The organism is Agromyces agglutinans (genome assembly GCF_009647605.1).
In the GTDB taxonomy this organism is placed as follows: Bacteria; Actinomycetota; Actinomycetes; order Actinomycetales; family Microbacteriaceae; genus Agromyces; species Agromyces agglutinans.
Genome location: NZ_WJIF01000005.1, coordinates 160,859 through 182,259, shown reverse-complemented (window position 1 = coordinate 182,259; position 21,401 = coordinate 160,859). Strand labels below are relative to the sequence as shown.

Sequence of the window (21,401 nt, the reverse complement as noted above, 5' to 3'; positions counted from 1 at the left end):
CGGTCCTGCCGCACGAGGGGAACCGTCATCAGCAGCATCCTTCCCACCACGCCCGTCGCCGAGGAACAGGCGGCGCTCGACCGCATCCGCGAGGTCGTCGCCGACCTGCTCGCACACGAGCAGAGCCAGCTCGCCGCGGCCCTCGGGCGGCCGACCGAGGGCCTCGACCTCACCGAGCGCGACGCGCTCGTCGCGCACCACGCTCAGCGGCTGCAGGGGCTGCGGGCGGCGCAGTACGGGCTGCTGTTCGGCGGCGTCGAGACCGACGAGGGCGAGCGGTTCCGCATCGGCCGCGTCGGCCTCAGCGACCCCGAAGACGGCGAGCGGCTCCTCGTCGACTGGCGCGCGCCCGTCGCCCGGGCGTTCTACACCGCGACCCCGCTGCACCGCGAGGGCCTGCGTGCGCGGCGGCGCATCACCGCGACCGACCGCACCGTGACGGCCGCCTACGACGAGGCGCTGCGCGTCGACGAACTCGGTGATGCCGACAGCCGCGACGGCGCGCTGATGGCCGCACTCGACCGGCCGCGCACGCAGCACATGGGCGACATCGTCGGCACGATCCAGCGCGAGCAGGATGCGATCATCCGCGGCGCCCTCGCCGGCACCCTCGTCGTGCAGGGCGGCCCCGGCACCGGCAAGACCGCCGTCGCCCTGCACCGGGCGGCGTACCTGCTCTACGAGCACCGCAACCGGCTCGCGAAGTCGGTCGTGCTCATCGTCGGGCCGAATGCCCGCTTCCTCGACTACATCTCGCAGGTGCTCCCGTCGCTCGGCGAGGACTCGGCGGTGCTCGTCACCCCGGGCACGCTCGTGCCCGGCATCCGGGCGACCGCGACGGACGCACCGGCCGCGGCCGAGTTCAAGGGCCGGCTCGACATCGTCCCGGCGCTGAAGCAGGCCGTGCGTGCCTACGAGGTGCCGAGCGAGGGCGCGCGCGTGCTGCACCCGGCGGGCATGAAGCCGCTGACCCTCGACGCGGCGCTGCTGCGGCGCGTTCGCACGCGAGGCCGCGCCGGCGGCGTCGCGCACAACCGCGGGCGGCCGCAGTTCGAGAAGGCGCTGCTCACCGAGATCCTCCGCCTCGAGGATGCCGAGCACGGCGAGTCCTCGATGGAGGACTGGGAGCGACGCGCCGACTGGGCCGAGGACCCGGCGGTGCAGGAACTCTTCGACGAGCTCTGGCCGATCCTCGACGCGGTCGAGGTGGTGCGCGATCTCTTCGCCGATCCGCAGCGGCTCGACCGCGCGTTCCCGAGGCTCGACCCGGCGCTGCGGGCGAACCTGCTGCGCTCGCGGGAGCATCCGCTGACGGTCGCCGACGTGCCGCTCGTCGACGAGGTCGCCGAGCTCGTCGGCGAGGACCCGCGCCCGAGCGCCGCGTCGCGGGCGCGGGCGCAGGCCGACCGGCTGACGGATGTCGCGTACGCCCAGCACGTGCTCGACATGGTGGGCGACGTCGATGCGCATGAAGACGACGAGGCCGCGCCGGTCTCGATCGTCGCCGCCGAGGTGCTCGCCGACCGGCAGGTGCTCGGCGACGACCGCACCCCGGCCGAGCGGGCGATGCACGACCGCGAGTGGGTCTACGGGCACGTCATCGTCGACGAGGCGCAGGAGACGAGCCCGATGCTGCTGCGCGCGCTCATCCGCCGGTGCCCGACGCGGTCGATGACGCTCGTCGGCGACGAGCACCAGTACACGTCGACGGATGCCCCGTTCACGTGGGCGGGACTGCTCGACGAGCAGGCGCCCCGCTGGCGCCGCGAGGATCTGACGGTCAACTACCGCACGCCCGGCCGCATCCTGCGACTCGCGACGGGCGTGCTGCGTCGCGTCGAACCGGATGCGCCGGAGCCGGCGTCGGCTCGCGACGGCGAGCACGAGCCGAAGGTGGTGCGCGTCGCCCCCGCCGAACTCGGCGAGGCGACCGCGCGGGCGACGACCGAGGCGCTGGCCGACACCGCCGAGGCCGCCGGGACCGTGGGCGTCATCGCTCCCCTCGCACTGCTGGGCTCGCTCCGCGAGGTGCGTGCCTCCGAGGCCGCGCGCGCGGCCTCGGAGGGGGTCGAGGAGCGGCTGTGGGTCGGCACGCCCGACGAGGCGAAGGGGCTCGAGTTCGACGCCGTCGTGGTCGCGGTTCCGCCGCTGCCCGCGCCCCACGCGGTGTCGCAGGCGACGTGGAAGCGGCTCTACGTCGCCCTCACCCGGCCGACGCAGCGGCTCACCGTCGTCGAGGCGGTCGACGCGATCGGTTGATCGCAGGGCGGTCGCGGCGGCGGGCTACGCCCGTGCCCGCCAGCGGCGGATCCCGACCGCGACGACGACGACGGCGACGGCGACGAGCAGTACCGGCGACGCGGACGCGAGCGCCGCGCCGGCGCCGGCAAGCGCGGCGAGCAGCACGCCGTCGATCGCCCACACCATCCGCACGGCCGCGCCGAAGTCGCCCATCGGCGTGGGGATCGGCGCGAGCAGGGCCGGGGGCAATCCGCCCTTCAGCGCGGCTCCGACCCGGACGGCCGACGTGAGCAGCCCGAGCGCGAGGGCGACGAGGGCCGGTGGGCCGGCGGCCGCGCCCGCGACGATCGAGCATGCGACCACCACCGCGACGAGGACGACCGCGGACGCGGCGAGCGGGAACAGCACGTGCAGCGCGAGCAGGCGTTCGTCCGCGATCCCGTAGAGCGGGAGGTCGGAGGCGACGCTCACCGCGTGCCGCACGCCGTCGGTGAGCGGACCGAGGCCGCCGAAGAGCAGCACGCCCGCAGCGGCGCCGACGACCCAGCCCGGGACGGTCCCATCCGGCGCGACCGCGAGGGTGATGAGCACTCCGGCGACGGCGACCGCCAGGACCCCGCCGACGAGCCGGCCCGGCGTGCGAGCGGCCCCGATCGCGTCCCGGATCAGGAAGGCCAGGGGCAATCGAACGGGCGTGATCGCCCGGATGCGTCGCCCTCTGTGCGGAACCCGCCGGTAGGCGGTCACGGCCGCGCTGAAGTCCATGATCGTCGCGTGGTTCGTGGCGGACTCCCACCGCACGGCCTGCTCGATCAGCCGTTCGAGCGCGAGCCGCGCCATCAGCCGCGGCGCCAGGGCGACGAGCGCGGCCGCCGACGCGGCCAGTGCCGTCAGCGCCAGCGGCGCGGCGAGGGCGAGCCCGGCGTGCGATGGATCGGCCGGGTAGGCCATCGCCACCCAGCCCCACGGGGTGAACGGCTGCAACAGGGGAACGGCGGCGCTGAGGGCGCCGAGGACGAGCACGGCGAGGGCCATCGGCGCCGCGGCGCGCGGCAGGGCCTGGCCGGCGAGCCAGGCGATCGACGCGATGATGCCGACGAGCGCGCCGGCCGTCGCGAAGACCGCGACGCCGACCGCGCCGGTCGCGCCGTGGCTCATCAGGCTTCCCGCGATGAGGCCGGCACCCGCCACGGAACCGGCCGTCACGACGGCTCCGGCGCGAAGCACGGCACCTCGGAACGCCCGCGACCGGCGTGACCCGCCGGCGCCGAGCGCGTAGGTCGGGAAGGGGGCCAGCAACGCCGGTCCGCGGTCACGACCCCACAGCAGTGCGCCGGCCCAGAGCGCGGCGACCACGACCGTCGTCACCTCCGGGGCCGACGGCGAGGTGAGGGCGGCGATCGCCTCGGGCGTGGTGACGGCCAGCCAGACGAGTCGGCCGGCCGGGGCCACCGCGACGAGGAGCACCATGACGACGGCGTACGCGAGGAAGGCGCGATCGCCGGCGCTGCGCAGGTTCCGGGCGTGCCAGATGGCGAGCGCGCCCGCGATCCGGTCGTCGCTCATGCCGCCACGCCCAGGTGCAGCGTGCGATCACCGAGCTCATCGGCGAGCACCGCGCTGTGCGTCGCGACCACGAGGGTGGCGCCCGCATCTCGCCGGGCACGCAGCACGCGGATCACGGTCGCGAGGTGCTCGGGGTCGAGCCGCTGCTCCGGCTCGTCGAGGATCAGCACCTCGAACGGCCGTGCCAGCACCAGCGCGAGGCCGAGCAGCTGGGTCTGGCCGGACGACAGCTCGTGCGGGAAGCGCTCCGCCAGGCCGGTCAACCCCAACTCGTCGAGGATGACGTGGGCGAGCGTCGCGGCCGCGCGCCGATCGTCGGCCCACGTCGTCGCGACCAGCATCAGGTGATCGACGACCGTGAGGTCGGCGGCCAACGGCGGGAGCCCGATCATCGCGGCGACCCGACGCCGGAACCGGGGATCGCGTTCGAGGACGGAAGCGCCGGCGATACGCGCCTCGCCCGTCGACGGCTTCCGGGCACCGGCCAGCACTCGCAGCAGCGTGGACTTCCCGCTGCCGTTGCGGCCGCGGACGATCAGCGCCTCACCGCGCCGCGCGCTCACCGAGATAGGGGCAAGCAGGATCACGTCGTCGACCACCACGCCGATCTCGCGCACCTCGATCATCGGACCATCCTCGCAGGTGCGGCATCCCTCGCCCACGCGGTAGGTTCGCGCCAGGGGGACGCGCGGCGAGTGCCTGCCCCCGCGAGGCGCAGCTACTGCGGAGGTCGGCCGAATGCGAGGGTGCACATGGGTCAGTTGATCGCCGAGATCCTGCCGCTCGCGCTCGGGATCGTGTTCAGCCCGCTCGCGATCATGGCGCTCGTCGCCGTGCTCGTCTCACCGCGGGCGCGGCTCAACGGGTTCGCCTTCCTGCTCGGATGGGGACTCGCGGTCCTGGTCGTCTTCGCGCTCGGGCTCTGGCTGTTCCAGGTGATCGAGGTGCACCTGTTCGAGGAACCTCCGCTGTGGATCGTCATCGTGCGACTGGTGCTCGGGCTGTTCCTCGTGGCCGCCGCGGTGTGGGTCTACCGGAGCGGCCAGGTGCACGTCGACAGCATGGCGAAGGCGACGACGCCCGGCGAGGTCGTACGGGCGGCGCCGCAGCTGCCCGGCTGGCTGCGGGCGGTGCAGTCGTTCACGTTCTTCCGCACCGTGCTGCTGGGGTTCGGCATCTTCGCGCTGAATCCGGTGGACCTCACGTGCGCGCTGATCGCCTCGCTCGACGTGATCCTCGCGGCGCTGCCCGAGGCGCAGACGGTGCTCGTCGGCACCGGGTTCGTCGTCCTGGGCATCCTGCCGATCGCGGTTCCGACGGTGCTCGTCTTCGTTCGCGGCGCAGCGGCCGCACCGTTCCTCGGTCGGCTCCGCACGTGGATCGCCTCGCATACCAACGTGCTGAACGCGGCGCTGATGCTCGTGATCGGCGTGCTGCAGTTGCAGAAGGCGCTCGTCGCGCTGCTGTGACCCTGCTGCGCTACTCGCCCGAGCGCTGCCAGGCGCCCTCGGTGCAGGCGTAGAACTCGGTCGTGGTGGTGTTCACGAACACGCTCCCGTCGGGAGCGCAGGCCTCGCCCGGATCGGGTGAGGTAGTGCCGAGCAGCACCTGCGTGCCGTCGGCGCCGGCCGCGCCCTGCTCGCCCGCGGCACCCTGCTCGCCCGTCGCTCCCTGTTCGCCGGTCGCGCCCTGTTCGCCCGTCGCGCCCTGCTCGCCCTGCGCACCCGTCAGGTGGTCGACCGCGGCCGTGCGGATGTTGCCGACCGAGACCCACGCGCCGTCGCGGTGCAGGTACACGTTGGCCGACTCGATGTCGAGGTACACCTCGCCCTCGGTGCCGTAGGTGTCGAGGGGCGTGCCGCTGCCGGCGCGCACGTCGGAGCCGGCCGGCAGCACCTCGGCCTCGGTCGCCTCCTCCTCATCGGCATCGGTCTCGTCGTCGGGTGTCGGGCTCGGCGTCGCCTCGGCGGTCGCGGTCGGCTCGGGGTCGGCGGTTCCCGCGCCGGTCGGCGCGAGCCACGCGCCGAGGAACGCCGCGAGGAAGGCCAGCACCACGATCGCGACCCCGCCCCAGATCAGCATGGGCACGGTCACGACGGCTGGGCCGCGCTGCTCCGGAGTCGGTTCCATCGATGGTTCCCCCCACCTGTTCGGCGACCACTGCGTCGATCCAGGCGCGCAGCGCGTCGGCTCATGCTATTGGTCGGCCCCGGCCTCCGCATCGAGCGACGCGGCGCTGCCCGGCTCCTCCTCTGGCTTGCGGATCCAGATCCACGAGACGATGCCGCCCGCGGCCATCAGCGCGGCCGTCACGATCGCCGCCCGATGGAAGCCGTCGAGGTCGAGCTGCCCGCCCACGATGGCGCCGAGCATGGCGATCACGAGCAGCCCGGCGACCCGCGACACGGCGTTGTTCACGGCCGATGCGATGCCCGAGCGGGCGGGGTCGATGGCGCCGAGGATGGCCGAGGTCAGCGGCGTCACGGTGAGCGTCAGGCCCGCACCGAACACGAGGACGCTCGGGAGCACCTGCCACCAGTACGAGAACTCGGTCGACACCGTGAGCAGCAGCAGGGCGCCGGCGGCCATGACGAGGGGTCCGACGGTCATGAACAGCCGCGGGCCGAACCTTCCGGAGAGCGCGCCGACGCGTGCGCTGAACAGGATCATCAGCACCGTCGTCGGCAGCGTCGCGAGCCCGGCGAGGGTCGCCGGTAGGCCGGCGCCCTGCTGGAGGTACACGCCCAGCACGAAGCCGTTCAGCGAGAGCGCCCCGTACACGAACAGCGTCGCGAGGTTGCCGCTCCAGAAGTTGCGCACCCGGAACAGCGACAGCGGCATCATGGGCTGCGCCGCGAAGCGCTGCCTGACGAGGAACCCCGCGAAGGAGGCCACGCCGATCGCGAGCGGCATCCAGATCAGCGGCGACGACCAGCCGAGGTTCGGCTGCTCGATCAGCGCGAACACCATGCCGCCGAGGCCCACGGTGCACAGGGTCGCGCCGAGCCAGTCGATGCGGCCGCCCGCCCGGCGTTCGTCGTGCTGTCCGAGTCGCACGAGCAGCCACAGGGTCACCGCGATCGGCAGCACGTTGATGAGGAAGGCGTACCGCCACGACGCGAAGTCGACGAAGAGGCCGCCGATGAGCGGGCCGGCGACCATAGCGGCGGTCGTGAACGCCGTCCACACGCCGATCGCGCGCGCCTGCGCCTCGTCGCGGAAGTTCGCCGTGATCAGGGCGAGCGAGCTCGGCACGAGCAGGGCGCCCGCGATGCCCTGCAGCGCGCGGGCGACGATCAGGAACTCGGGTGACGGCGCCGCGGCGACCGCGATCGAGGTGAGGCCGAAGCCGACGAGACCGATGCGCAGCACGAGGATGCGCCCGTAGACGTCGCTCACCGAGCCCGCGACGAGGATCAGGGAGCCGAGCGTGATGAGGTAGGCGTCGACGACCCACTGCTGGGTCGTGAGCCCGCCGCCGAGTTCGTCCATGATCGCCGGCAGCGCGACGGTGACGACGGTGCCGTCGAGGAACGACACGAACGACGCGAGCACCGCGATCGTGAGGATGAGCCGCTGGTCGCGCGACATGGACGACTGGGCCATCACGCCCGGCCCGCCGGCAGGTCGCGCCGGGCGCCGGTCATTCGGCGAGGAAGGCGAGCAGCGCCTCGTTCACCTCGTCGGCATGGGTCCACAGCAGGCCGTGCGGTGCACCCTCGATCTCGACGTAGGTCGCCTCGGGCAGCCGCTCGCGGAAGCGTCGGGCCGTGGCGTCGATCGGGAGGATGCGGTCGGCGGTGCCGTGCAGGATCAGGGCCGGGACATCCACCCGCTCGATGTCGGCGCGGAAGTCGGTCGGCCAGGTGAGCGGCGCGGCGGCGATGGCCGCGTTGCCCGCCTGGTTCGCGACGGCGACGCTCGCGTCGAGCGCCTCCTGCGAGATGCGGCTGCCGAGGAACTCGTCGAGGTTGTAGAAGTCGCGGAAGAACCCCGTGACGAAGGCGTAGCGGTCTTCGCGCACCGAGGCCGCGATGCCCTCGAAGAACTCGATCGGGCCCGCACCGCCGGGGTTGTCGCCGGTCTGGAGGAGATACGGCTCGAGCGACCCGAGGAACGCGGCCTTCGCGACCCGGCCGCTGCCGTACGACGCCAGGTAGCGGGCGACCTCGCCCGTACCCATCGAGAAGCCGACGAGGGCCGCGTCGCGGACGTCGAGCGCCTCCATGAGGGCGTGCAGGTCGGCCGCGAACGTGTCGTAGTCGAACCCCGACGACGCCTTGCTCGACGCGCCGAAGCCGCGTCGGTCGTAGCTGATCACCCGGTAGCCCGCGTCGAGCAGCGCCGCCTCCTGCTTGCCCCACGATTCGCCGTTCAGCGGGAAGCCGTGGATGAGCACCACCGGTCGCCCCTCGCCCTGGTCGTCGTAGTGGATGGAGATCTCGGCCGAGTTCTCGGTGCCGACGGTGATGCGTGCCATGAGGTGGCCCTTCCGGTTCGTTGCCTGCGACTACTCTTCCGCAGGCCCCCGACGCCGCGCGAGGAAGATCGTGAACGCGAGCGCCACGAGCGCCGTGATGCACAGCAGCACGAGCCCGATCGTGTAGCTGTGCGACTCGGCGTCGTACGTCGCCCCCATGACCAGCGGCGGGAAGAACCCGCCCAGCCCGCCGATCGCGCCCACGATGCCGGTCACCGAACCGACGCGCTCGGCCGGGGAACGCTGGGCGACCCACGTGAACACCGCCCCCGTGCCGAGGCCGAGGAAGACGGCCATGAGCACGAAGCTCGATCCGGCGAGCAGCTCGGCCGGGGGCTTCAGGGCGATCACGATCGCCATCACGGCGGCGCCCGCGAGCGAGATCATGAGCACCTTCGCCGGCCCGATCTTGTCGGACAGCCACCCGCCGACCGGGCGCGCGATGACCGCGGCGATCGCGAAGCCCGCCGTGCGTGCGCCGGCGTCCGTGAGGTCGTACCCGTACACGTTGCTGAGATAGGTCGGCAGGTAGGTGGAGAAGGCGACGAACCCGCCGAACGTGACCGCGTACAGGAACGCCATCTGCCACGTCACGGCGAGCCGCCCGGCGGCCGCGAGCCGCGGCATCACGCGGTCGTGGTTGGGCTTCCACACCGGGGCGTCGCGCATGAGGAACCAGGTGATCGCCGCGACGACGAGCAGGGCGATCGCGATGATCACGTGCGTCGCCTCGTAGCCGAAGGCCGCGACCATGCGCGGCGTGAAGAACGACGAGAGCGCCGTGCCGCCCATGCCCGCGCCGAAGACGCCGGTCGCGAACCCGCGCTTCGACGGGTCGTACCACGCGTTCACGAACGGGATGCCGACGGCGAACGTCGTGCCGGCGATGCCGAGCAGGAACCCGAAGGCGATCAGCAGGGGGTAGGAGCCGAGCTCCCCGGCCCACATGACGAGGAGCACCGGCACGGCCGAGATCGCCGTGAGCACGGTGAACATGATCCGGCCGCCGAACCGGTCGGTCAGCGCGCCGGTGAGGATGCGCCCGACGGAGCCGACGATGACGGGCGTCGCGATGAGGATCGAGGTCTGCGTGGCATCCAGGTCGAGCTCGTCGGCGTAGCGCACCGCGATGGGCGCCACCAGGTTCCACGCCCAGAACGTGATCGCGAACGACAGGAGCGCCAGCCCCAGGTTGCGACCACGACCCTCGAGCACGGTCGGCGCGCTGCGGGTGTTCGTCTCGGTCATCGCGTTCCCCCTCCGGTGCGGTCCTTCCGGCGTGCGCCCGCGCCGGGGTTCCCCGGGCCGGGCACGGCATTGGGCCCGGGCCCCGGCACGCGCCGGTCGCTCGTGCGGTCGGGCGTGCCCACCGCGGTCCAGCCGCGGCGGATGCCCCGGCTCGCGCTCGGCCGCCCGTCGCGCGAGCGGTAGATGATGTACGGCCGGAACAGGTAGTGCACGGGCGCCGTGAACGCGTGCACGAGCCGCGTGAACGGCCAGATCAGGAACAGCAGCATGCCGACGACGGTGTGCAGCTGGAAGGCGAACGAGGCCTCCGACATGGCCTGGATGTCGGGCTGGAGGATGAACAGCGACCGGAACCACGGCGAGACCGTGTCGCGGTAGGTCACCTCCTCGTGGGGCCCGAACACGCTGATGACGGTCGTCGCGAGGCCCGCGATGATCGCCGCGACGAGCACGACGTACATGGTCTTGTCGTTCTTCGTGGTGGCCATGAACACGGGCCCGGTCGTGCGGCGCCGGTAGACGAGGATGCCGACGCCGACGAGCGTGGCGATGCCCGCGACGGTGCCGAGCCCCAGGGCCAACAGATGGTAGAGGTCCTCAGTGACGCCGACCGCCGCCGTCCACTCCTGCGGGATGAACAGCCCGACCACGTGCCCGATGACCACGACGAGGATGCCGAAGTGGAACAGCGGCGACCCGATGCGCAGCAGCCGCGACTCGTAGAGCTGCGACGAGCGCGTGGTCCATCCGAACTGGTCGTAGCGGTATCGCCAGATCAGCCCGCCGACGAACACGGCGACCATCACGTAGGGCAGGATGCCCCAGAGCAGCACCGACATCAGCGACCCCCCGTGGGCTCGAGCGGCAGCAGGCGGGGGTCGTACGGGTCGAGCCCGACCGATTCCGCGGGCGGGCCTGCCGCCGCCAGTGCCATCGCCTGCGCGCGGTCCTCGGGCGACCGGCCGGGCAGGGTCGCGCACACCGCCGCGACGACCCCGGCGTACGGCGAATCGCGCTCGGCGAGCGCGATGCGGATGAGCTCGAGGCTCGCGCGGTAGGACTGCAGCAGTTCGGCGCCCTCGTCGGGGCGGTGCCTCGCGAACTCCAGCACGAGCGGCAGGTGGTCGGGCAGCTCGCCCGTGTCGCCGAGCACCAGCCCGGCGTCGCGGAAGCGCTGCTTGAAGTCGGCGAGCACCTGGCCGCGGCGCCGCGTGTCGCCGTCGGTCCAGTACGAGAGGTAGAGCGCGTGGCGCTTCGACAGGTCGAACACGTCGACGTAGCTCCGCTGCACCTCCGACGCGGGCGTCGTCTCCCACCAGCGCAGCAGCGGGGCGAAGGATGCCGCCGCCGCGGGCGCCGACTCGTCGAGCGCGCGTCCGACGACGTCGGCGAGGCCGAGCACGCGATCGTCGGGGTAGCTGAGGCAGATTGAGGCCGCCTGGTACACGACCGCGCGGTTCATCGGCGGCCTCCGGGCGCGTCGCCCGCGGGCTCATCCGCCGGGGCATCCGGTTCCCCGCGCGGCGGGAACAGGCCCGTCGGCGCGCCGTTGCCGTCCCAGTTCAGCAGGTTGACCCGGCCTCGCAGCGACTCGCTGCTCGCGGCTTCGCCGGCGGTCTGCCGGTCGCGCAGCGCCTGGTAGGTCTCGACGGCGACGGGTGCCGGGCGCCCGCTCGCCTCGCCGAACGGCCCCGACTCGCCGATCTCGTACGGCCCGCCGTCGAAGTCGAGCGAGCAGCCGAGCTCCTCCAGCTCGTGCGCGCGTTCGTAGTGCGCCGTCGGGATGACGTAGCGCTCCTCGTACTTCGCGATCGCGAGCAGCCGGTACATCTCGTACATGGTCGCGCCGCTCATGCCGACCGAGGCGGGGATCGACTCGTCGCGCTCGCGGTCGAGGGTGATGTCGCGCAGGTAGGCGCGCATCGCGGCGAGCTTGCGCAGCACGCCCGTGACGAGGTCGGTGTCGCCCGCCGTGAACAGTTCGGCGAGGTACTCGACGGGGATGCGCAGCGCCTCGATCGCGCCGAACAGGGTGCCCGCCGACTCGGCGTCGTGGCCCTGGTCGCGCAGCAGGTCGACGATCGGCGACAGCGGCGGGATGTACCAGACCATCGGCATCGTGCGGTACTCGGGATGCAGCGGCAGCGCCACGCGGTACTTCTTCGCGAGCGCGTACACGGGCGAGCGGCGGGCCGCGTCCATCCAGTCGTCGGGGATGTCCTGCTCGCGCGCCGCGCGGATCACCTCGGGGTCGTCCGGGTCGAGCATGAGGTCGAGCTGTGCCTCGTACAGGTCCTGCTCGTCGGGCGTGGAGGCCGCCTCGGTGACCTTGTCGGCGTCGTACAGGAACAGGCCGAGGTAGCGCAGCCGCCCGACGCACGTCTCCGAGCACACCGTCGGGAGGCCGACCTCGAGCCGCGGGTAGCAGAGCGTGCACTTCTCGGCCTTGCCGGTGCGGTGGTTGAAGTAGATCTTCTTGTAGGGGCATCCGGTGATGCACTGCCGCCACCCGCGGCAGCGGTCCTGGTCGACGAGGACGATGCCGTCCTCCTCGCGCTTGTAGATCGCGCCCGAGGGGCACGAGGCCATGCACGACGGGTTCAGGCAGTGCTCGCAGATGCGCGGCAGGTAGAACATGAACGTCTGCTCGAACTGGAACTTGATCGCGTCCTCCGACTCGCGGCGGACCTTCTCGACGACGGGGTCGAGGTGGCCCATCTCGCTCGCGCCGCCGAGGTCGTCGTCCCAGTTCGCCGACCACGTGATCTTCGTGTCCTCGCCGGTGATGAGCGACTTCGGCCGCGCCACCGGGAAGTCGTCGCCGAGCGGCGCGTCGATCAGGGTCTGGTAGTCGTAGGTCCACGGCTCGTAGTAGTCCTCGAGCTTGGGCTGCACGGGCGACGAGAAGATCGTGAGCAGGCGCTTGAGCCGGCTGCCGGTGCGGAGCTTCAGGCGACCGCGGCCGTTCAGCTCCCACCCGCCGCGCCACTTCTCCTGGTCCTCGTAGCGTCGCGGATACCCCTGCCCGGGTCTCGTCTCGACGTTGTTGAACCAGACGTACTCGGTGCCGGCGCGGTTCGTCCACGCCTGCTTGCACGTCACCGAGCAGGTGTGGCACCCGATGCACTTGTCGAGGTTCATCACCATGCCCATCTGGGCCATCACTCGCATCAGCGGGTCACCTCTCCTAGTACGTGACGTCCTGCGACCGGCGGCGGATCGTCGCCACCATGTCGCGCTGGTTGCCGGTCGGGCCGAGGTAGTTGAACGTGTACGACAGCTGCGCGTACCCGCCGATGAGGTGGGTCGGCTTCACGAGCAGGCGCGTCACCGAGTTGTGGATGCCGCCGCGCCGACCGGTCGCCTCGGACTTCGGCACGTCGATCGTGCGTTCCTGCGCGTGGTGCACGTAGACCACGCCGTCGGGCATCCGGTGCGAGACGATCGCGCGCGCGACCAGTACGCCGTTGGAGTTCACGCACTCGACCCAGTCGTTGTCGGCGGCGCCGATCGCCTGCGCGTCGGCGGGGCTCATCCAGACCGTCGGCCCGCCGCGCGAGAGCGAGAGCATGAACAGGTTGTCCTGGTACTCGGAGTGGATCGACCACTTCGAGTGCGGCGTGAGGTAGCGCACGACGACCTGCTGCTCGCCGTTCGGGCCGAGCTTCGGCTCGCCGAACAGTCGGTGCATGTCGAGCGGCGGCCGGTAGATCGGCATCGCCTCGCCGAGGTCGCGCATCCAGTCGTGGTCGAGGTAGAAGTGCATGCGGCCCGTGAGCGTGTGGAACGGCTTCAGGCGCTCGATGTTCACCGTGAAGGGCGCGTACCGGCGGCCGCCGGTCTCCGAGCCCGACCACTCGGGGCTCGTGATCACGGGCACGGGCGCGGCCTGCGTCATCGCGAACGTGATGCGCCTCTCCTCGGACCCCTCGGCGAGGTCGGCGAGCGGCTTGCCGACGCGCTTCTCGAGCGTCCGGAACCCCTGCACCGCGAGCTCGCCGTTGGTCGTCCCCGAGAACGAGAGGATCGCCTCCGCCATCCTGACGTCGGTGTCGATCGCGGGCCGGCCCGCGGCCGGGCCGCTCGGCAGGACCCCGTGCTGCTTCGCGAGCCGGTCGACCTCGTGCGACACGTCGTAGGTGACGTTCTTGATGGTGAATCCGAGCTTCTCAGCCAGCGGCCCGACGGTGGCGAGCTGGTCGGCGATCGCCGTGTAGTCGCGCTCGACGACCTGGAACACCGGCATCGTCCTCCCGGGCTGCGGTGCGACGTCGCCGCGGGCCCAGTCGCGCACGACGCCGCCGGGCTGCGAGGTCTCGCCCGCGGTGTCGTGCTGCATCGGCACCGACACGAGGTCCTTCCGCGTGCCGAGGTGCGTCTTCGCCATCCGCGACAGCTCGCGGGCGATCGCGTGGAACAGGTCGAAGTCGCTCTTCGCCTCCCACGGCGGATCGATCGCGGGCGTGAAGGCGTGCACGAACGGGTGCATGTCGGTCGACGACAGGTCGTGCTTCTCGTACCAGGTCGCCGCGGGGAACACGACGTCGCTGAGCAGCGTCGTCGACGTCATCCGGAAGTCGGCCGAGACGAGCAGGTCGAGCTTGCCCTCGGGGATCTCGTCGTGCCAGGCGACGTCGCGCGGGCGAACGGATGCCTCGTCGGTGGCCATCACGTTGCTGTGCGTGCCGAGCAGGTACTTCAGGAAGTACTCGTTGCCCTTCGCCGAGGACCCCATGAGGTTCGAGCGCCAGAGTGTGAGCAGGCGGGGCCAGTTCTCGGGCGCGTCGACGTCGGCGATGGCCGGTTGCAGGTCGCCGCTGCGCAGCTGGCCCGCGACGAAGGATGCCGCGTCGGGGGCGTCGCCCGCGGCGACCGCGGCCTCGGCGGCATCGGCCACGTCGAGCGGGTTGCGGTCGAACTGCGGATAGAACGGCATCCAGCCGAGGCGGGCCGACTGCGCGATCGCGTCGGCCGTGTGCATCCCGTCGAGGTTGCCCTCGGCCAGCGGCGAGGCGAGCGCGTCGGCCGAGTAGCCGTCGAAGCGCCACTGGTCGGTGTGCATGTACCAGTACGCCGTGCCGATCATCGTGCGCGGCGGTCGCACCCAGTCGAGCGCGTTCGCGAGCGAGAGCCATCCGGTGATGGGCCGGCACTTCTCCTGCCCGACGTAGTGCGCCCAGCCGCCGCCGTTGCGGCCCATCGACCCCGTGAGGATCAGGAGCGAGAGGATCGACCGGTACGTGGCATCCCCGTGGAACCACTGGCAGATGCCCGCGCCCATGATGATCATCGAGCGACCGCCCGAGTCGATGGCGTTCTGCGAGAACTCGCGCGCGACGCGGATGCACGCCTCGGCCGGGACGCCCGTGATGTCCTCCTGCCACGCGGGCGTGTACGGGCTCTCCGCGTCGTCGTAGCCGGCGGGCCACTCGCCCGGCAGGCCCTCGCGCGCCACGCCGTACTGCGCGAGCAGCAGGTCGTAGACGGTCGTCACGAGCTTCCCGGCTACGCGAACGGCCGGCACGCCGCGGCGCAGCACCGCGCCCTCGCCGTCGGGCGAGTCGAAGCGGGGCAGGAGCACCTCGACGTCCTCGGCCGCGGTCTTCGCGTCGCGCACCGACAGCGCAGGCTGGGTCTCGCCCAGGTCGAGGTTCCAGCGGCCCACGCCCGATTCCGCGTAGCGGATTCCCATCGAGCCGTTCGGTACGACCGGCTCGCCGGTCGCGGCCTCGAGCACGACGGTCTTCCAGGCGTCTTCGGATGCTCCTGCGCCGAGGTCCGCGCTCGCCAGGTCTGCGCCGGTCAGGTCCGCGCTCGTCAGGAACTTGCCCGGCACGAGCCCGCCGTTGGAGTGCTCGACGAGGGTCACGAGGTGCGGCAGGTCGGTGTACTTGCGGGAGAAGTCGACGAAGAACGGCTCGCGGCGGTCGACGTAGTGCTCCTTCAGCAGGACGTGGCCCATCGCCATCGCGAGGGCCGCGTCGGTGCCGGCCTGGCAGGGCAGCCACTCGTCGGCGAACTTGGTGTTGTCGGCGTAGTCCGGGCTCACCGTGACGACCTTGGTGCCGCGGTAGCGCACCTCGGCCATCCAGTGCGCGTCGGGCGTGCGCGTCACGGGCACGTTGGAGCCCCACATCATCAGGTACGTGGCATCCCACCAGTCACCGGACTCGGGCACGTCGGTCTGGTCGCCGAACACCTGCGGGCTCGCCACGGGCAAGTCGGCGTACCAGTCGTAGAAGCTCGTCATGACGCCGCCGACCAGCTGCGTGAAGCGGGTGCCGATGCAGTGCGAGACCATCGACATCGCCGGGATCGGCGAGAAGCCCGCGACCCGGTCGGGCCCGTACTCCTTGATGGTGTGCACGTAGCCGGCGGCCACGAGCTCGACGGCCTCGGCCCAGGTCGCGCGCACGAGGCCGCCCTTGCCGCGCGCCTGCTGGTAGCGCCGGCGCGTCTCGGGGTTCTTCGAGACCTCGCCGAAGGCGAGCACCGGGTCGCCCGTGCGCGCCTTCGCCTCGCGGTACGCGTCGAGCAGCACGCCCCGGACGTAGGGGTACCGCACGCGCGTGGGGGAGTAGGTGTACCACGAGAACGCAGCCCCGCGGGGGCACCCGCGGGGCTCGTATTCGGGGCGGTCGGGGCCGACGCTCGGATAGTCGGTCTGCTGCGCCTCCCACGTGATGATGCCGTCCTTGACGTACACCTTCCACGAACACGAGCCGGTGCAGTTCACGCCGTGCGTCGAGCGGACGACCTTGTCGTGGCTCCACCGGTCGCGGTAGAACGCGTCGCCCTGGCGGCCCCCCTTGAGGAAGGCCGCGCGGTGGTCGGGCGTCTCGTCCCACCGCGTGAAGAACCTCCCGACGCGAAGCAGTGCGTCGGAAGCCGGACCGTCAACCCCCGAAGACGTGGCCATGCCACGGACCCTACCGAGGTCGGACGGGCGAGCGCTAGGTCCGGGCCGGAGTGTTCACGCGCTCGCCGGCGCTCCGGTGAGCCGGCCGAACCCGAGGCGTAGCATGGCGATGACGGCCGTGAACGCCAGACGGGAGCCGGCATGGTCCAGGTCAGGGTGCTGGGCGTCGCCCTCGACGCCGCCAGGCAGCACGTGGTGCTGCTCAAGCCCCTCCTCGAGCCCGGCGGCGAGGGCCGAATCCTGCCGATCTGGATCGGCGCGCAGGAGGCGACCTCCATCCTGATCGCCATCCAGGGCGAGCAGGCGCCGCGTCCGCTCTCCCACGACCTGCTCACGACCCTCTTCGACGTGGTCGACGCGCGTGTCGAGCAGGCCACGGTCACCCGCATCGACGGCGGCACCTTCTACGCCGAACTCACGATCGCGACGCCCACCGGCGCGCAGGTGATCGACGCGAGGCCCTCCGACGCGATCGCGCTCGCGCTGCGCGCCGAGGCGCCGATCGTCGTCGAGGACGAGGTGCTCGAGGCGGCCGGCATCGCGGCCGAACTCCTCGAAGAGCACGAGGACGCGCGCGACGACGACGCCGAGCTCGACGAGTTCAAGCGGTTCCTCGACGAGGTCGACCCCGAGGACTTCCAGGGCTGAGCGGTGCCGCGACGGCTGAGCCGGCCGAGCCTGGCCTCGCCTCAGTGCTCGCCGAACTCGGCGACCGGCGGATCCTCGCCCGGCCGCACGTTCAGATCCGCCTTGGCCTGCGGCGGTACGGCCGGCCGGCGCGACGCACCCGGCGACGTCGCCGGCCGCACCGGTCCCGACGCGGCCGAGTCGGGCTCAGCGGTGATCACCAGGCCCCGAGCGCTGTTGGCCGACTCCATCAACTGCTCCAGCCAGTCGCGGTTGATGGCCGGATGCCGCCCGCCGGAGAACTTGAAGTACAGGTTCTGCGCCGGATGCACCCAGACCGAGCTGTGGCCGTTGCCGGTCTCCTGCGCGTCACGCCACGACATCACGAAGCTCTCGTTGCGGCGGAGCTTCTGCACGATCACGAGCTGCAGGTGGGCGAGCACCCGGTCGTCGAACTCGATCAACACGCCGTCGTACTGCAGCGTTCCCATCTCGCCACCTCCTCGGTCACTTCAGGCTCCCGCACGGGTGGGGACGCGGCAAGGGAGTTGTGGACGCCTTCGGTGCGGGTTATAGGGCCGACCCGCGCCTACGGCCCGAGCGGCTCCTGTCCGTACTCGTCGAGCATCGACCAGCCGCCCTCCGCGAGTTCCTCCTCGGTGAACGGGACCGCGCGCGCCACGCCCGAGCGGCTCGCGCGCTCGTAGAGGCCGACGATGGTGTCGATCTCCACCAGTTCGCCGTCGCCGCGCTCGGCCGTCGTGACGGCCGCGGTGCCGGTCTGCCAGCCGACGAGGAGGTCGGCGTGCTCCACCTCGCCGTTCGCGACGACGACCGGGATGCTCACCAGGTCGACCGCCTGCTGGCGCTGCAGCACCATCGCGTAGTTCATGACCGCGTCGGCGATCTCCGTGCCGGTCACGAAGGAACCGGTTCCGTTGGTCAGGACTTTCATGGCACACACCGAGGGTCGACGATTCAGGATTCGGCGTCACCCGGGTCTGTGGCAACACGTCGATTCTACCGAGGCCATCCGACGGTGCGCGGGGTTGACAACGGGTGGAGCGCCGTACTCACCGGCTGGTGGTGCTCCGTTTCGCATCCGCCGATCAGAGCTGCAGGCGAAGCTCGACGATCTGCCGGGCGATCTCGGTGATCGGCGTCTGCGACGCCTTCGAGCGGTGGCGGATCATCCGGAACGCCTCGTCCATGTCGACCTGGTTCGTGTACGAGACGACGCCCTTCGCCTGCTCGATGACGATCCGGCTGTTGAGCGCACCCTGCAGTTGCTCCTGCACGACCAGGCTCTCGCGGAGCGCCCGCTCGTGGACGATGCCGATGGTCGCGACGTCCGCGAACGCCTGCGCGGTCGCATGGTCGTCCGGGCCGAGCTCGCCGAGGCCGGCGCGCAACAGGTTCAGCGTGCCGATCGTCGTCTCGCGCAGGCGCAGGGGGATCGCGGTCATCGAGGCGAAGCCCTGCTCGAGCGCGGCGTCGCGGAAGCGTGCCCACCCGGCCGGAGACGCCGAGATGTCGGGCATCGTGACCGCGCGGCCGCTGCGGTAGCACTCGATGCACGGGCCGGCCTCCGCGCCCAGCTGCATCATCTCGACGATGCGCGTCGCCTCGCTGGTGGATGCCACGAGCTCGAGCTCGCCCGTCGCGTCGGCGAGCAGGATGCCCGCGGCGTCGGTGTCGAGCAGGTCGCGGCACGAGTCGACGAGCACCTGGAGCAGGTCGACGACGTCGTAGCCCACGACGAGCGTGTCTGCGAGCTTGGCGAAGGTCTGCACCACGCGGGTGTCGCGCATCGTCTCAGGCATCGCCGGCCTCCTGAACCGAGAAGTCGAGCCGGCCCTCGACGAGGTCGGTCGCCACCTCCTTCACCGAACGCGACGTCGCGAACGCGTGGCCGTGGATCACGAGGCGGGCGTCTTCGGGGGGCACGCGCAGTTGCGCGACCACGATGCCCGTCGCCTGGTGCACGACCCGGCGGGAGTGGATGTTCCCGGCATCCTCGGCGTACTCGCCGCCGACCTCGGCCAGCGCGCGCTGCAGCACACGCCGGCTCACGATCTTCGCCATCTCGACGGCCCGTCGCGCGTCGATCTCCTCGAGCGTCATCGGGGTCGCCGAGTAGAGGTCGATCGCCCCGATCCGCAACGAGCCCACGACCAACGGGAAGGCGAACAGCGATCGCACCGGAAGCTCGCGGATGGCCTCGGTGAATGCGGGCCATCGCACGCTTCGCAGGACGTCGGGCTCCTCGACGGGGCGCGCGGTCGCGAGGGCTTCCCAGCAGGGCCCCTCGCCGAGGTCGAACTGCACTTCGTCGAGCTTGGCGGCCTCGGGGTTCGTCGCCGAGAGGGTCTCGCTGCCGAGGAGATCGCCGAGCGTCGACACCGCCGCACCGCTCACCGGGAGGATCTCGAGGAACGGGCCGCTCAATTGCGCATTCCGCTCGGAACGCTCCAGCTGTTCCAAGGCTTCCACGAAGCCGTCGCCCATCATGCTCCTCGACGGTGTCCCCGGCGACCCATGCGGCCGGGAGGCCGTCACTGCCTCAAGCCAACCCCACGCGCATGCGTACTTCAACCCCCTGCCGATCCCGCGCAGACCGGTCGCGATCCGTGCGGGTCGAGCGCGAGGCATCCGAACGCGGAAGAATGGCGCGCATGGATGCCTCGCTGCCCGCGCTGACCCGGATGCCGTCGCCGCAGTACGTCATGTCGGCCGAGGGTCGGCGCCTCGCCACCTACTCGTGGGGCGACGAGGACGCGCCGACCGTGCTGTGCGTGCACGGGTTCGCCTCGAGCTGTCGCGACAACTGGGTGAACACCGGGTGGGTCCGCGACCTGACGCGGGCCGGCTACCGGGTGCTCGGCGTCGACCAGCTCGGACACGGCGCGAGCGACAAGCCGCACGTCGCCGACGAGTACGCGATGGACCAGCTCGTCGAGGACCTCGTCATCGTGCTCGACACCTACCTCGTCGACCAGGTTCGGTACGTCGGCTACTCGCTGGGCGCGCGCGTCGGCTGGCAGGTCGCCGTGCAGGCGCCGCACCGGGTCACGCGGGCCGTGCTCGGCGGCATCCCCGACGGCCGGCCGCTCGCCCGCCTGCAACTCGACCAGGTTCGCGCCTTCGCCGAGCACGGCACCCCGGTCGAAGACCGGGTCACGCAGAACTACCTGACCCTCGCGAGCCGGGTGGGCGGCAACGACCTGCTCTCGCTCGTCGCGCTCGCCGAGGGCATGGCGCTCGGCGACGCCGACCCCGATCCCGCCGACCCCCCGCGCCAGCCCGTGCTGTTCGCGACGGGAAGTGAAGACGCGATCCTGGCGCAGTCGAGGGTGCTGGCCGAGGCCACCCCCGCCGGCCGATTCGTGGAACTGCCGGGCCGGCACCACTTCAACGCGCCGGGCTCCCGGGACTTTCGGCGCGCGGCGCTCGAGTTCCTCGCGGAGACGCAGTGATGTCGCCCGCGGCCGACCGCCGCGACGACGAGGTCGACCTGCTCATCGACGCGTGGTCGCGCCGGCTGCCCGACGTCGACCTGACGCCGCTCGACGTCATGTCGCGGCTGCGCCGCGCCGCGAACCGGCTGGCGCGTCTGCGTGCGAGCGCGTTCAGCGGCGCGGGCCTTGCCGCGTGGGAGTTCGACGTGCTCGCGGCGCTCCGGCGCGAGGAGCCCCCGCACGAACTCAGCCCCGCGCAGCTCATCTCGGCGACCATGATCGGCAGTGCCGCGATGTCGAACCGCCTCGACAACCTCGTGCGGCGCGGGCTCGTCGAACGGCGGCCCAACCCGCGCGACGGGCGCAGCGTGCTCGTGCGCATCACCGCCGAGGGGGCGACCCGCGTCGACGACGCGATGCGCAGCCTCGCCGAGCGCGAGTCCGAGGAGCTGCGAGGGCTCACGCGCGAGGAGCAGGCGACGCTCGCGAGCCTGCTGCGGCGGCTGGCGCGGGAGTAGGCGCCACCTCGAAGTAGAGGTGCGCGTGCAGCGCGCAGCCGGGGTTGAACGGTGCCGAGCAGGCCGTGCACACCTCGGTCGCGAGGTACTCGTCGATCGTGAGCTCGGTGCCGCACGCCCCGCACAGCACCGCGCGCTCGCCGCGTCGGTCGAGCGGCCATTGCGCAGCCGGATGGCCGGCCTCAGCGGCATGGCAGCGATGGCACGGGTAGTACTCGCCGCAGCACGCGAAGCGGATCGCGACGATGTCGAGCTCGGTGCGGTAGTGCACGCACCGGGTCTGGTCGTCGACCGTCGGGCCGAGCACCCGCGGACGGGAGGCCTCGCGAGCGCCGCCGGTCATG

Annotated in this window: 20 protein-coding genes; 5 read left to right on the top strand and 15 right to left on the bottom strand. The window is 71.9% G+C overall.

Features of this window, described 5'->3' with window-relative positions; all coding sequences use genetic code 11:
- Positions 1-27: 27 nt before the first annotated feature.
- The gene (locus tag GE115_RS10825) at positions 28-2,259 is read left to right on the top strand and encodes a HelD family protein (protein WP_512698680.1); all 2,232 of its coding nucleotides are present in this window, start codon (positions 28-30) and stop codon (positions 2,257-2,259) included.
- A gap of 24 nt (positions 2,260-2,283) precedes the next feature.
- On the opposite strand, the gene GE115_RS10820 is transcribed toward GE115_RS10825, so the two are convergent.
- Both GE115_RS10820 and GE115_RS10815 read right to left on the bottom strand, forming a co-directional pair.
- Complete coding sequence (locus GE115_RS10820) at positions 2,284-3,807, bottom strand: hypothetical protein (RefSeq protein ID WP_153684797.1); 1,524 nt, start codon at positions 3,805-3,807, stop codon at positions 2,284-2,286.
- Positions 3,804-4,433: an ABC transporter ATP-binding protein gene (locus tag GE115_RS10815; protein WP_153684796.1), complete on the bottom strand. Its 630-nt coding sequence runs from the start codon at positions 4,431-4,433 to the stop codon at positions 3,804-3,806. The genes GE115_RS10820 and GE115_RS10815 overlap by 4 nt, the downstream gene beginning before the upstream one ends.
- A gap of 126 nt (positions 4,434-4,559) precedes the next feature.
- Between GE115_RS10815 and GE115_RS10810 the strand changes: the two genes are divergently transcribed.
- Complete coding sequence (locus GE115_RS10810) at positions 4,560-5,276, top strand: GAP family protein (RefSeq protein ID WP_153684795.1); 717 nt, start codon at positions 4,560-4,562, stop codon at positions 5,274-5,276.
- Between the two features lie 10 nt (positions 5,277-5,286).
- Here GE115_RS10810 and GE115_RS18570 read toward each other — a convergent pair whose 3' ends face one another.
- From GE115_RS18570 to GE115_RS10770, 8 genes are all read right to left on the bottom strand, one after another.
- A complete protein-coding gene (locus GE115_RS18570; protein WP_216648820.1) occupies positions 5,287-5,937 on the bottom strand; it encodes a hypothetical protein in 651 nt (216 codons plus the stop codon).
- 66 nt (positions 5,938-6,003) lie between these two features.
- Positions 6,004-7,413, bottom strand: coding sequence for an MFS transporter (locus tag GE115_RS10800; RefSeq protein ID WP_153684794.1), 1,410 nt, complete (start codon positions 7,411-7,413; stop codon positions 6,004-6,006).
- Between the two features lie 37 nt (positions 7,414-7,450).
- Entirely contained in the window at positions 7,451-8,287 is an 837-nt protein-coding gene (locus GE115_RS10795; protein WP_153684793.1) for an alpha/beta fold hydrolase, read from the bottom strand.
- 30 nt (positions 8,288-8,317) lie between these two features.
- Entirely contained in the window at positions 8,318-9,535 is a 1,218-nt protein-coding gene (locus tag GE115_RS10790; protein WP_153684792.1) for an MFS transporter, read from the bottom strand.
- Positions 9,532-10,374, bottom strand: a complete 843-nt coding sequence (gene narI / locus GE115_RS10785; protein WP_153684791.1) for a respiratory nitrate reductase subunit gamma — start codon at positions 10,372-10,374, stop codon at positions 9,532-9,534. The genes GE115_RS10790 and narI overlap by 4 nt, the downstream gene beginning before the upstream one ends.
- A complete protein-coding gene (narJ, locus tag GE115_RS10780) occupies positions 10,374-10,997 on the bottom strand; it encodes a nitrate reductase molybdenum cofactor assembly chaperone (protein WP_153684790.1) in 624 nt (207 codons plus the stop codon). Before narJ ends, narI begins: the two co-directional genes overlap by 1 nt.
- Complete coding sequence (gene narH, locus GE115_RS10775; RefSeq protein WP_153684789.1) at positions 10,994-12,706, bottom strand: nitrate reductase subunit beta; 1,713 nt, start codon at positions 12,704-12,706, stop codon at positions 10,994-10,996. The genes narJ and narH overlap by 4 nt, the downstream gene beginning before the upstream one ends.
- Positions 12,707-12,722: 16 nt before the next feature.
- Positions 12,723-16,454 carry a nitrate reductase subunit alpha gene (locus tag GE115_RS10770; protein ID WP_153684788.1) on the bottom strand — a complete coding sequence of 1,244 codons (3,732 nt, stop codon included), beginning with the start codon at positions 16,452-16,454 and terminating at the stop codon, positions 12,723-12,725.
- A gap of 141 nt (positions 16,455-16,595) precedes the next feature.
- Here GE115_RS10770 and GE115_RS10765 point away from each other — a divergent pair, with 141 nt between their 5' ends.
- Positions 16,596-17,102, top strand: a complete 507-nt coding sequence (locus GE115_RS10765) for a bifunctional nuclease family protein (protein WP_153684787.1) — start codon at positions 16,596-16,598, stop codon at positions 17,100-17,102.
- A 41-nt stretch (positions 17,103-17,143) separates the two neighbouring features.
- Here GE115_RS10765 and GE115_RS10760 read toward each other — a convergent pair whose 3' ends face one another.
- The 4 genes from GE115_RS10760 to GE115_RS10745 form a co-directional block, all read right to left on the bottom strand.
- Positions 17,144-17,572, bottom strand: a complete 429-nt coding sequence (locus tag GE115_RS10760) for a DUF7882 family protein (protein ID WP_312855081.1) — start codon at positions 17,570-17,572, stop codon at positions 17,144-17,146.
- 98 nt (positions 17,573-17,670) lie between these two features.
- The gene (locus GE115_RS10755; RefSeq protein ID WP_153684786.1) at positions 17,671-18,036 is read right to left on the bottom strand and encodes a hypothetical protein; all 366 of its coding nucleotides are present in this window, start codon (positions 18,034-18,036) and stop codon (positions 17,671-17,673) included.
- 154 nt (positions 18,037-18,190) lie between these two features.
- Entirely contained in the window at positions 18,191-18,904 is a 714-nt protein-coding gene (locus tag GE115_RS10750; protein ID WP_153684785.1) for a GAF and ANTAR domain-containing protein, read from the bottom strand.
- Complete coding sequence (locus GE115_RS10745) at positions 18,897-19,529, bottom strand: GAF and ANTAR domain-containing protein (RefSeq protein WP_246190703.1); 633 nt, start codon at positions 19,527-19,529, stop codon at positions 18,897-18,899. Before GE115_RS10745 ends, GE115_RS10750 begins: the two co-directional genes overlap by 8 nt.
- A 227-nt stretch (positions 19,530-19,756) precedes the next feature.
- Between GE115_RS10745 and GE115_RS10740 the strand changes: the two genes are divergently transcribed.
- Both GE115_RS10740 and GE115_RS10735 read left to right on the top strand, forming a co-directional pair.
- The gene (locus GE115_RS10740) at positions 19,757-20,557 is read left to right on the top strand and encodes an alpha/beta fold hydrolase (protein WP_153684784.1); all 801 of its coding nucleotides are present in this window, start codon (positions 19,757-19,759) and stop codon (positions 20,555-20,557) included.
- Entirely contained in the window at positions 20,557-21,057 is a 501-nt protein-coding gene (locus GE115_RS10735; RefSeq protein ID WP_153684783.1) for a MarR family winged helix-turn-helix transcriptional regulator, read from the top strand. The genes GE115_RS10740 and GE115_RS10735 overlap by 1 nt, the downstream gene beginning before the upstream one ends.
- Here the strand turns inward: GE115_RS10735 and GE115_RS10730 are convergent.
- Positions 20,999-21,400 (bottom strand): CHY zinc finger protein, encoded by a 402-nt coding sequence (locus GE115_RS10730; protein ID WP_153684782.1) that lies wholly within the window; start codon positions 21,398-21,400, stop codon positions 20,999-21,001. The two genes, GE115_RS10735 and GE115_RS10730, sit on opposite strands and share 59 nt — an antisense overlap.
- Position 21,401 lies beyond the last annotated feature (1 nt).

Bases quoted from the DNA above. Each gene is read 5' to 3' on its own strand.
- GE115_RS10820 (WP_153684797.1), bottom strand. From the start codon at position 3,807: ATGAGCGACGACCGGATCGCGGGCGCGCTCGCCATCTGGCACGCCCGG.
- GE115_RS10815 (WP_153684796.1), bottom strand. From the start codon at position 4,433: ATGATCGAGGTGCGCGAGATCGGCGTGGTGGTCGACGACGTGATCCTG.
- GE115_RS10810 (WP_153684795.1), top strand. From the start codon at position 4,560: ATGGGTCAGTTGATCGCCGAGATCCTGCCGCTCGCGCTCGGGATCGTG.
- GE115_RS18570 (WP_216648820.1), bottom strand. From the start codon at position 5,937: ATGGAACCGACTCCGGAGCAGCGCGGCCCAGCCGTCGTGACCGTGCCC.
- GE115_RS10800 (WP_153684794.1), bottom strand. From the start codon at position 7,413: ATGGCCCAGTCGTCCATGTCGCGCGACCAGCGGCTCATCCTCACGATC.
- GE115_RS10795 (WP_153684793.1), bottom strand. From the start codon at position 8,287: ATGGCACGCATCACCGTCGGCACCGAGAACTCGGCCGAGATCTCCATC.
- GE115_RS10790 (WP_153684792.1), bottom strand. From the start codon at position 9,535: ATGACCGAGACGAACACCCGCAGCGCGCCGACCGTGCTCGAGGGTCGT.
- narI (WP_153684791.1), bottom strand. From the start codon at position 10,374: ATGTCGGTGCTGCTCTGGGGCATCCTGCCCTACGTGATGGTCGCCGTG.
- narJ (WP_153684790.1), bottom strand. From the start codon at position 10,997: ATGAACCGCGCGGTCGTGTACCAGGCGGCCTCAATCTGCCTCAGCTAC.
- narH (WP_153684789.1), bottom strand. From the start codon at position 12,706: ATGCGAGTGATGGCCCAGATGGGCATGGTGATGAACCTCGACAAGTGC.
- GE115_RS10770 (WP_153684788.1), bottom strand. From the start codon at position 16,454: ATGGCCACGTCTTCGGGGGTTGACGGTCCGGCTTCCGACGCACTGCTT.
- GE115_RS10765 (WP_153684787.1), top strand. From the start codon at position 16,596: ATGGTCCAGGTCAGGGTGCTGGGCGTCGCCCTCGACGCCGCCAGGCAG.
- GE115_RS10760 (WP_312855081.1), bottom strand. From the start codon at position 17,572: ATGGGAACGCTGCAGTACGACGGCGTGTTGATCGAGTTCGACGACCGG.
- GE115_RS10755 (WP_153684786.1), bottom strand. From the start codon at position 18,036: ATGAAAGTCCTGACCAACGGAACCGGTTCCTTCGTGACCGGCACGGAG.
- GE115_RS10750 (WP_153684785.1), bottom strand. From the start codon at position 18,904: ATGCCTGAGACGATGCGCGACACCCGCGTGGTGCAGACCTTCGCCAAG.
- GE115_RS10740 (WP_153684784.1), top strand. From the start codon at position 19,757: ATGGATGCCTCGCTGCCCGCGCTGACCCGGATGCCGTCGCCGCAGTAC.
- GE115_RS10735 (WP_153684783.1), top strand. From the start codon at position 20,557: ATGTCGCCCGCGGCCGACCGCCGCGACGACGAGGTCGACCTGCTCATC.
- GE115_RS10730 (WP_153684782.1), bottom strand. From the start codon at position 21,400: ATGACCGGCGGCGCTCGCGAGGCCTCCCGTCCGCGGGTGCTCGGCCCG.